Source organism: Pseudoduganella sp. (assembly GCF_041914865.1).
In the GTDB taxonomy this organism is placed as follows: Bacteria; Pseudomonadota; Gammaproteobacteria; order Burkholderiales; family Burkholderiaceae_D; genus Rugamonas.
On the sequence record NZ_JAYSCO010000029.1, the window covers coordinates 25635 to 35035 of the forward strand.

Sequence of the window (9401 nt, forward strand, 5' to 3'; positions counted from 1 at the left end):
CTACAGCGCCCCGGCAAAGGGGCGCGCGCGAATGGCCAGGCTGCTTACAGCTTGAAGGTCAGGCCGGCGTACACGGAGCGGCCCATGCCTGCCACGCCGATCCCGTACGGTACGCCGTTCAGCGCCATGGTCATGCCCTGGCCGACGTAGGCGCCGCCCAGCGGCAGATCGTAGCGGCGGTCGAACAGGTTGTCGATGCCGAAGTCGAGCTGCACCTTCTTCCAGGCGTAGCTGGTGCGCAGGGCTGCCAGCGCGTAGCCTGCGGTGCGCCGTTCATTGTGCACCTGCGAAGTGCGGTCCTTGGCCGATACCGCCTGCAGCTCCAGGGTGCTGCTCAAGGCGCCCAGGCGGTGGTTCAGCGCCAGGCGGGTATTGAGCGGCATCATGTTGTACAGGTTGTCGCCGGTGCTGCGGTTTTCGCCGCGCACATAGTTCACCAGCAGGTCGCCGGACAGCGAACCGTAGGCGCCGCTGGCCAGCGCCGCATGGCCGGCGATTTCGGCGCCGTACAGCGTGGCGTCGACGTTGGCAAAGCGCAGGTTGACGAAGACGTTCGGCTTGCAGGTCGTCAGGCAGCGGGCGTCGATGTAGTCGTTCACCCTTGTGTAGTAGGGCGAGAAGGCGAGCGACCATTTCTCCTGCGCGGCGTCGTGCCATTCGATGCTGCCGGTGGCCATGTGCGCCACTTCGGGGCGCAGGGATGGATCGCCGACGTAGCCGTTGCCGTCGCCCGCAATGTTCACCATGGCCATCGCCATGCCGCCGGTGGACCAGGTGTAGCGCTCGTACAGGTTGGGCGAGCGGGTCTTGCGGGCGTAGCCGAACTTGATGGTGGCTTCCGGCGACGGCACGTAGCGTGCCTGCGCGGTCAGGTCCAGGTTGTGGTCGTCGCGCTTGCGGTCGAGGGCGTTGAAGGCGCTGGCGTCCTTGAGGTAGCTGGCGTTATAGCCTTGCACGGTGCCGGTGTTGCTGGTGACCTGTTCGGCGCGCAGGCCGAGCTGGGTGAACCATTGCGGGCTCCAGCGGCGCTCCCATTCGGCGAAGCCGGCCAGGCGGTCGCGCTGGCCGTCGCGGATGTTCCAGAACGTGTCCGGCGCCATGCCGCCGCCGGAAGGTTCCCACCAGTCGTCCAGGCGGTAGCGGCGGTAGTCGGCGCCGATGCGCAGCGTGTCGCGTTCCGCCAGCTGGGTGGTGGCCTTGAGCGAGAGGCCGGTGTTTTCGCCTTCGGTATCCATCGGCATGCCGGGGATGTTCTTCAGCGCGCCGTACCAGAACTGCTTGTCCGGGCCGAAGTTCATGGCGTGGCGCGTGTGTTCGCGGTAGACGCGGCCTTCCAGCGTGCCCCAGCCGAAGCGTTCCAGGTAGCGCAGGTTGATCTGCTCGCTGTCGTTGCGGGTCAGGTCCATGCGCTGGTTGGGGAAGCCCTGGTAGGGCATGCGCTGCAGGCCGAGCTTAAGTTCCAGCAGGCGCCCTTCGGCGCGCATGGCCAGGGTCAGCGCGTGGTTGCGCGATTCGTAGGCGGAGGAGCCGACGGCGCGGCCGTTGCCATCTTCATAGTTGTCGGACTTGATCGATGCGCCGCGGTAGCTGGCGGAGAAGGTCTCGCTGGCCAGGGTCGCGGCCAGGCTGGCGTCGCGCACATTGCCGTTGCTGCGGTAGACAAAGGTGGCCTGGCCTTCGCGCAGAAGGCCGCCGGCTTCGGCGAATTTCGGGTCGGCCGAGCGCACGCGGATGGTGCCGCCGATGGAATCGCCGCCCACGCTCACCGGGGTAATGCCGGGCAGGACCTGGATCGATTCAACTTGCGACGGCGCGATGTACGACAGCGCGGGATTCATGTGGTTGGCGCAGGCCGAAACCAGGTCCATGCCGTCGACCTGGATGCGCAGGCGGTCGTCGGCCAGGCCGCGGATCGAGGGCAGGGCGGATACACCGCCGCCGCTGACCATGCTCACGCCGGGCACGGATTGCAGCAGGGCTGCGGTATCGCTGGGGAAGCCTTTTTTGCTGACGTCCACTTGCATGACGTCTGGGTTGGAGCCGGTGATGACAACGGTAGGGAGGGTGGTTTGCGCGTAGCAGGGCAGTGCGGTAGCAACAGACATTGCAAGCAGGTGCTTGCGTAACTGCGGTTTCATTTTTTTTCTCCGGTGTGACTGGGTGTGCGCCGCGGGGGCGCGGCGCATTGGAATAAGAGCAGGTGTCACACGGCTGGAGGGGGCGCGCGCGCCTGTTGCGGCAGATGGGATTCGCCATCGTGGTTCGCCGCGATGATGGCGGTCCGAGGACCTGTGAGGTCATGCGGTGCGGGAGCGGAGGGTTTGCTGAAGCCGGGCGCCAGGGCCGGGCCGCCGCAAAGCTGGCACTGGGCCAGGCAGTCCGCCATCCCATGTTCGTCTTGCGTATCGTGGTGATCGTGCTCGCTGCAGGCCGCGTGGTTCATCTGCGGCATGACCGCCTGCGCTGCGGCGGCATAGCCTTGCAGTGCTACGTAGAGCAGCAACAGCAGGGTAATGAAGCGGCGGGTGAAGCGTGGCGAGAGCATGTGCCCATCGTAGCGATGGCAGGGTTATCAATCCATGAACAAGGTCAAGGATTTGCGCGCATCCGCTCAATGACGGCGCTGGTGATCACGCCGGAATAGGCTACGCGCTGGCCCTGGGCGTCGTACCAGTAGCTGCGCGGTTTCTCGCCGCGCCAGCGCGGGTCGATGGCATAGCGCAGGCGTTCGGGCGGCAGGGCGCCGAAGCTCCAGGCATCGGCCATCAGGTCGATGGAGGAGAGACGCTTCTTCACCATGCCGGCAAGGGCGGCATCGGCCAGCGGGTCGGTGGTAATGGTGACGATGTCGAAGCCGGGATTGGCGGCGCGCGCCTTCGCCAAAACGTCCAGGCTTTGCTGGCAGAATTCGCAATCCATCGACCACACCAGCAGTACGAATGGCTTGCCCTTGTGGCTGGCCGCGATCTGTTCCGGGCTGAGCGGTTCGAACGGCTTCAGGCCGCTGGCGCTGGCGGCGCTGGCCGCAGCCAGGGCCGCTGCCGCCAGGGCCACGATGGAAAAAGTACGCAGCATGTCCATGTTCAATCCTCGATCTTGCGGACGACGAAACCCTCGTCAGCGGTGCGCCACAGCAGCCAGGCCGCGCCGCCATGGCGCAGCAGGTGCGGATGGTCGGAATTGCCTTGCGTGGTGGCGAGCGTGTGCTCGCGCCAGGTGGCGCCGCCATCCTGCGATACCTTGGCGTGGATGCCGGTGGCCGTGCCGTCGAACTCCTTCCATGCCACGACCACGCGGCGCCCGATGGCAGCCACTTCGCCTTGTTCGGCTTGCGGGCCGCCCAGGCGCATCAGCTTTCCATTGCCCGAGTAGAAAAGGCCGCCTTCGTCATTGGCGCCGCTGAACCAGACCTGGTGGCGCTGGCCACTGCTGTCGAACGCCAGCGACGGGCCGCGATGCGGGCAGGCGTCGATCTTCCAGCCGTCGTGCGTCGCGCGCTCCGGTTGCGCTGGCCGGCCGCTGGCGGGCAGCAGCGCGATGGCGTGGTCGCGGATGTTCGGCTCGAAGATGTGGCGCCACATGGCGTGCACGCGTCCCTGCTCGTCAAGCGCGGTGGCGACGCGGCAGCATTCGCAGGTGTGGTCGGCCAGCTTGATGTCGTCGCCGAAGCTGGCGCCCTGGTTTGCGGAGACGGCGTAGTAGATGGCGATGCCGCGATATGGCCGCTGGGCGGCCTGCGCGGCGTCCTTATCGCGCTTATCGAGCCAGGTGAGGAAGATGCGGCCTTCCGCATCGACCTGGATATCGTCAAAGCGGTGGCCGGTTTCGGCCCGGTCGCGTTGCACGGTTATCGGGGCGGAGAAGGTTTGGCCTCCGTCTACCGACCGAGTGAAACGAATATTGCCCGTATGTGGCTTTCCGAGCGACTGCGTGTAGCTCAGGTAGAGCTGGCCTTGCGGGCCGAAGGCGATTTTCGGCCGTGCTTCGCCGTTTGCCTCCACCGCTTCCGGCTTCGCCAGCACGGCGCGCGGCGCGCTCCAGCTGCGGCCCTGGTCCGCGCTCGTTTGCAGGATGATGTTGCCATCGGCGGCATGGGCCACCCACAGCCGCCCCTGCGCGTCGAAGGCGCCAGAGCTGCCCAGCTGGGGCAGGGACGTCGCAGCCAGGGCGGCGGGGGCCGTCAGGGTCGCGGCGGCAAGGAAGGGGAGCAGGTAGGCTTTCATGCTGCGATGATCGCCTGGCAGTGTGGCACCGTTCCATGACTCAGATCAACTTCGCCGAGGGTGACGATTGGAGAGAATCAAACGCGCTTTTGCGCACTACAATGGAATCACCCAACCAAAGTGTTTATGCCCGCTGCGAAGCGGGCTTTTTTTTTGTTCAGAAGCGGTAGCTGCCGCGCAGGTAGAACTGGCGTCCCAGGGCGTCGGCATAGCGGCCGTCGTAGCCGGACTGGTTGCCGCCGCCGGCGGTGCGGATGGTGAACGGCGGCGCGCGGTCCAGCAGGTTGCGGATGCCGAAGGTGAGCGAGGCGCTGGCGTTCCAGGCGAACTTGCTTTGCCAGTCGAGCGTGGTGTACGAGGACACCTGGCGTTTCATGGCGACGAAGGGGCCGGCGCTGCCATCTTCCCTGAGTTCGACCACGGTGGCGGCGCCGACGCTGTACACCTGGTCGGTGTAGCCGGAGCGGTACTGCAGCGCTGCCGTGTGGGCCCAGCGCTGGCTGGTGGCCAGCGTGGCGGCCAGGCGCGAGATGATGCGGAAGGTGACGTTGGAGTAGGAGTTGAAGCGGCCGATGTTCTTCTCCACGCCGGCGCCCGGCGCTTCCTGTTCGGACTTCAGCATGTACGTGCCGGTCCAGTGCACGCCCAGTTTGCCCACGGCGGTCGGCAGCTTGAGGGTGTGGTCCCAGTCCACGCCCTGGAAGCGCGAACTGGCCAGGTTGAATGGCGTAAGCGCGGCGGCCAGCACGTTCAGTTTCTGGATCGGGTTGTAGTAGGTGCGGAACAGGGCGTCGTACACGGTGGGGTTGTCGAACACGACGTCTTCCGACAGGGTCTGGATCTGGTTGGTCAGGCGCACATCCCACCAGTCCAGGCCGAGCGAGAGCTGGCTGGCCGGTTCATAGCGCAGGCCGATGCTGGCTTGCCTGGACTGCTCCGGCTTCAGGCCGGCCTCGCCCTTGAACGGATTGCCGCCGGTGAGCAGGGTGTATTCGGTGGAACCGGGGAAGCACAGCGCGTAGCGCGGGTCGCTGCGGTTGGTGATGGGGCAGACGTGGAAGCCGGACGCGCCGCCGTCCTGCAGCGGATTGACGATGGAGGTCAGGTCGGCCATCTTGAAGCCGGTGCCGTAGGAGGAGCGCAGCAGCAGCGGCTCCAGCGGGCGGTAGCGCAGGGCGAGCTTGTAGGTGGCCTTGCTGGCGGAGTTGCCTTGCGTGCCGCTGTCGCTGTAGGCGTTGGACACGGCGCTGTAGCTGTCGTAGCGGGCGGCGGCGGTCAGGTCGAGCTGTTTGGCCAGCGGCAGCAGCAGTTCGGCATAGCTGCCCCAGTTGCGGCGGTGCGCATCGACCGGTTTCGAGCCGGGGAAGAAGGCCAGGTCCGGGTCGTACTGGTAGGACTGGCGGCTGGCATCGGCGCCGATGCCCAGCTGGGCGCTGCCGCCCGGCAGGCCGAACAGCGAGGTCGAAGCGCGCGCGTTGAACACGTCCAGGCGCGAGTCGGTGGCGCTGACCTTCTTGTGCAGCACGATGGGCGCCAGCACGGAGGCCGCGCTGCCAGCGGGCGCGAAAGGATCGAACGCGCCGCTGTCCAGCAGGGCCTGGAATTTGGCGTTGTCGACATAGCCGCCGACCGCGCTGTCGCTGGCCTTGTTCTGCGAATGGGTATGGCTGGCGCTGTAGTCCCACTTGGCCAGGTTGCCTTCCAGGCCGAGCGTCAGGTGGCGCACATCGGTGCGGAAGTCGTTGGTGCGGCCGCCGGCGTCGAGCAGGCGGACGTTCATGGAGGCGCCGGTGACCTGGGCGGGGCTGATGCCGAGGCGCGCCAGGTGGGGCGCGACCGACTTGTTGTACATGTTGCCGCCGATCGGCACGCTGTAGCCGTTGGCCAGCGGCGCATACTGCGCAATGCTGTCGAAGCGGGAGCCGACCAGCTCCGCGAACACGGTGGTGTTCTCGCCCAGCTTGACGTTGGCGGAGCCGAACAGGCTGTCGCGCTGATGCTCGGGCAGCGCCTGCACCAGGCTGGTGAAGTCGAACTGGCAGGCCTTGTCCACCAGGTACAGGCGCATGCCGTTGCACTTGCCCGTGGCCAGGTAGTCGGGCGTGAAGACGACGGAGTTCGGCTGGCCGGCCGCATCCAGGTAGCGCACGGTGGCGCGGCCCGGCTGGGCGTTGGTGCTCAGGCGATACAGCGCATAGCGTTTGCCGTCCTGGGTGAAGGGGATCACGCCGCTTTGGCTGAAGCTGCGCTGGCTGACGTGCAGGGCGCGCTGCTCGTCGCGCGCGGCGGAGAGCAGCACGTTGTAGCCATCCTTATCGAGGTCGCCCCAGCCCTTGGTGATGCTGGCGCTGTGCGAGCGGCCGCCGCTCTCCTGCGGGCGGTTCAAGCCTGCTTCGATCACCAGCGCCTGCTGGTCCTTCTTGAGGATGAAGTTGACCACACCGGCAATAGCGTCCGAACCGTACAAGGTGCTGGCGCCGTCAGCCAGGATTTCCACGCGCTCAACGGCGGACAGCGGGATGCCGGCCAGGTTGACGGTGCTGCCGGAGGTGGCGGGCGCCATGCGTCGGCCATTCAGCAGGACCAGGGTGTAGCCTTCGCCGATGCCGTGCAGGGATGCGGTCTGCACGCCGTTGCTGCCGCCGTTGACGGAGGACGAGGCGGTGGTGAAGCCTTGCATGGCGGGCAGCATCGCCACCAGGTCGGCCACGGAGTTGACGCCGCTCTGTTCGATCTGCGCGCGCGTGAGCGTCTGCACCGGCAGCGCGCCTTCGGCCGCAATGCGCTTGATGCTGGAACCGGTGATGTGGACGCGCTGGATATCGTCCTGTGCATATGCCGCGTGTACCAGCATGCCCAGGCTGAGCGCAACGCCGCTGCTGAAGATGTGTCGCATGTGAGTCTCCCTTTTTTGGTCTATTGGTGAGCAGGGAGATTAGTCTTCAAAGCCTTTCCGCAGGTATGAAGAAAACGCGGCGATGTATTGAGTTATCAGATATCTATGTGTGCTGCCGGGCCGGCGCGGCGCGCAAGGCCAGTGCGCACAAGGTGAGCAGGCCGATGGCGGCCAGCACCAGCCAGGGCAGGGCCGGCGTGCGCACGGCGCGGCTCCAGTCCAGCAGCCAGCCGCCGGCCGTGTAGCCGAACAGGCCGCCCACGGCCAGGCCGAAGCGGCTCAGGCCCATGTAGCTGGCGCGCGCCGATGGCTGCGCATAGCGCGACACCAGCGATTCGCGCGCCGGTTCCGCCACCAGTGAGCCGGTATAGAACACGGCGACGCAGGCAAACATCGGCGCCAGGCCGCGCGTCACCGCCATGGCCAGTACGGCGCAGCACATGATGCCGATGCCGGCCAGCAGGCGCGCCTCCAGCGTCAGGTAACGCTCGCCCAGGCGCGCCATCGGGTACAGCAGAAGCAGGGCCAGCACCGCGTCCATCGCGTACATCCAGGCCACGGCGCGCGGCGTGCCGGCCAGCTCGGTCAGCGTGACCGGCACCAGCAGCATCAGCTGCACGGTCAGGATGTAGTATCCGCTCAGCGTCAGCACCAGCAGCAGGTAAGGGCGGTCGCGCAGCGGCGTGCGCATGGCCGCCAGGGCCGACGTGCCCGGCGTGGCGGCGCGGTAGGCCGGCAACAGCCAGTGGTTGGCCAGCGCGGCCAGCATGAACACCAGGCAGCCGCCCAGTGCCACCCAGCGGAAATCCAGTCCCAGCAGCATGGTGCCGAGCAGGGCGCCGCTGACGGCGGCTACGCTCTCCTGCATCATCAGCAGCGAGAAGAAGCGCGGGCGTTCGGCCGGACGCGTGAGCTTGACCACCAGCGCCGCGCGCGCCGGGTCGAACAGCGCGCCGCCCAGGCCGGACAGCACGCAGGACAGGAGCAGCCAGGCCGGATTGGCGGCGAAAGCCATCAGCGCGAAGCCGAGTGCGCGCAGCAGCATGCCGGCAATGATCATCGGCTTGGCGCCAAAGCGGTCCGAGAGCGAGCCGCCGAACAGGGCCAAGCCTTGCTGCGACACCTGGCGCACACCCAGCGCCAGGCCGACGGCGGCAGCGGCCCAACCGAGCTGGCCGACGAAATGCAGGCCGATGATGGGGAACACCAGGTAGAAGCCGGCCACCACCAGCATGTGGTCGAACATCAGGAAACGCTTGCCCAACCTTCTTGCCCGTGCCGCCGCTGCCATGCCTGCCCCCATGAGTAATGCTGACAGTGTAGGCAGGCTTAAGACATAATAGAAGCCGCTATCTCATGATATTTCGTATTGGAATTTGTTATGGCTATGAGCATCGACGACCTGTCCCTGCTGGTCGAAATCGTGGAGTCCGGCAGCTTCAGCCTGGCCGCCGCGCACCGCCGCTGGTCGCAGCCGCAAGTCAGCCAGCGCGTGGCGGCGCTGGAGGAGCAGCTGGGCGTGCAGCTGTTCGCCCGCCACCGCCGCGGCGCCACGCCGACGCCCGCGTGCCTGACTTTCCTGCCGTCGGCACAGCAGGCGCTGGACGCGATTGCCGCCGGCCGGCAGGCGGTGCAGGGCGCGCCGGCGCTGCCGCAGGTGACGCTGGCCTGCGTCCCCTCGCTGACGTCGCTGATCTTCGGCCCCTTGCTGCTGGAGCTGGCCGACGCGCCGCTGGAAGTACGCTGTACCACCGACCACTCGCCCGTGATCATGGACAAGCTGCTGACCGGCAGCGCGCAACTGGGCTTTGTGCTGAAGTGTCCCGCCATCGCCGGCATCCAGCTGGAGCGGCTGCACGTGTCGCCGATTGTGGCCGTGGTGCGGCGTGGCCATCCCCTGACGCGGCGCCGCCACCTAACGCTGGCCGACGTCGCCGATGCCCGCCTGGCGCCGCAGTTCTGGGGCGAAGGCTGCGATGAACTGATCCGCCTGCTGCGCGCGCACCGCCGCAGCGATAGCGCGATCCACGCCATCCAGCCCGCCAGCGCCGCGATCGAGCTGGCGCTGGAGCACGGCTTCCTGACCTTCATGCCGGAAATGGCCGCCGCGCGCCAGCTCAAGCTGGGCAACCTGGTCAAACTGGATATCGCGGACTTGCCGCAGTGGGAATGGGAAGCGATGGCCGCCTGGCGCAGCGGCAAGCGGCCCGATGCAGCCAAGCAGCGCGTCATCCAGGCGGTGAGGAAGATTCGGGGTCAGGTCTGACAATCGGACAAAAGCT

General features: G+C 67.0%; 7 protein-coding genes. 1 reads left to right on the top strand and 6 read right to left on the bottom strand.

Features of this window, described 5'->3' with window-relative positions:
* Positions 1-44: 44 nt before the first annotated feature.
* The 6 genes from ACE3TQ_RS14880 to mdtH form a co-directional block, all read right to left on the bottom strand.
* Positions 45-2138 carry a TonB-dependent receptor gene (locus ACE3TQ_RS14880; RefSeq protein WP_374583060.1) on the bottom strand — a complete coding sequence of 698 codons (2094 nt, stop codon included), beginning with the start codon at positions 2136-2138 and terminating at the stop codon, positions 45-47.
* 65 nt (positions 2139-2203) lie between these two features.
* Complete coding sequence (locus tag ACE3TQ_RS14885) at positions 2204-2545, bottom strand: hypothetical protein (RefSeq protein ID WP_374583061.1); 342 nt, start codon at positions 2543-2545, stop codon at positions 2204-2206.
* Between the two features lie 44 nt (positions 2546-2589).
* Positions 2590-3081: a TlpA family protein disulfide reductase gene (locus tag ACE3TQ_RS14890; protein ID WP_374583062.1), complete on the bottom strand. Its 492-nt coding sequence runs from the start codon at positions 3079-3081 to the stop codon at positions 2590-2592.
* 2 nt (positions 3082-3083) lie between these two features.
* The gene (locus ACE3TQ_RS14895) at positions 3084-4223 is read right to left on the bottom strand and encodes an exo-alpha-sialidase (protein WP_374583063.1); all 1140 of its coding nucleotides are present in this window, start codon (positions 4221-4223) and stop codon (positions 3084-3086) included.
* A gap of 157 nt (positions 4224-4380) precedes the next feature.
* Positions 4381-7119 (bottom strand): TonB-dependent receptor, encoded by a 2739-nt coding sequence (locus tag ACE3TQ_RS14900; RefSeq protein WP_374583064.1) that lies wholly within the window; start codon positions 7117-7119, stop codon positions 4381-4383.
* Positions 7120-7222: 103 nt separating this feature from the next.
* Positions 7223-8410 carry a multidrug efflux MFS transporter MdtH gene (gene mdtH / locus ACE3TQ_RS14905; protein ID WP_374583065.1) on the bottom strand — a complete coding sequence of 396 codons (1188 nt, stop codon included), beginning with the start codon at positions 8408-8410 and terminating at the stop codon, positions 7223-7225.
* 90 nt (positions 8411-8500) lie between these two features.
* Here mdtH and ACE3TQ_RS14910 point away from each other — a divergent pair, with 90 nt between their 5' ends.
* A complete protein-coding gene (locus ACE3TQ_RS14910; protein WP_374583066.1) occupies positions 8501-9385 on the top strand; it encodes a LysR family transcriptional regulator in 885 nt (294 codons plus the stop codon).
* Positions 9386-9401: the final 16 nt, after the last annotated feature.

Coding starts and splice junctions, on each gene's coding strand:
- ACE3TQ_RS14880 (WP_374583060.1), bottom strand. CDS start 2,138: ATGAAACCGCAGTTACGCAAGCACCTGCTTGCAATGTCTGTTGCTACC.
- ACE3TQ_RS14885 (WP_374583061.1), bottom strand. CDS start 2,545: ATGCTCTCGCCACGCTTCACCCGCCGCTTCATTACCCTGCTGTTGCTG.
- ACE3TQ_RS14890 (WP_374583062.1), bottom strand. CDS start 3,081: ATGGACATGCTGCGTACTTTTTCCATCGTGGCCCTGGCGGCAGCGGCC.
- ACE3TQ_RS14895 (WP_374583063.1), bottom strand. CDS start 4,223: ATGAAAGCCTACCTGCTCCCCTTCCTTGCCGCCGCGACCCTGACGGCC.
- ACE3TQ_RS14900 (WP_374583064.1), bottom strand. CDS start 7,119: ATGCGACACATCTTCAGCAGCGGCGTTGCGCTCAGCCTGGGCATGCTG.
- mdtH (WP_374583065.1), bottom strand. CDS start 8,410: ATGGCAGCGGCGGCACGGGCAAGAAGGTTGGGCAAGCGTTTCCTGATG.
- ACE3TQ_RS14910 (WP_374583066.1), top strand. CDS start 8,501: ATGGCTATGAGCATCGACGACCTGTCCCTGCTGGTCGAAATCGTGGAG.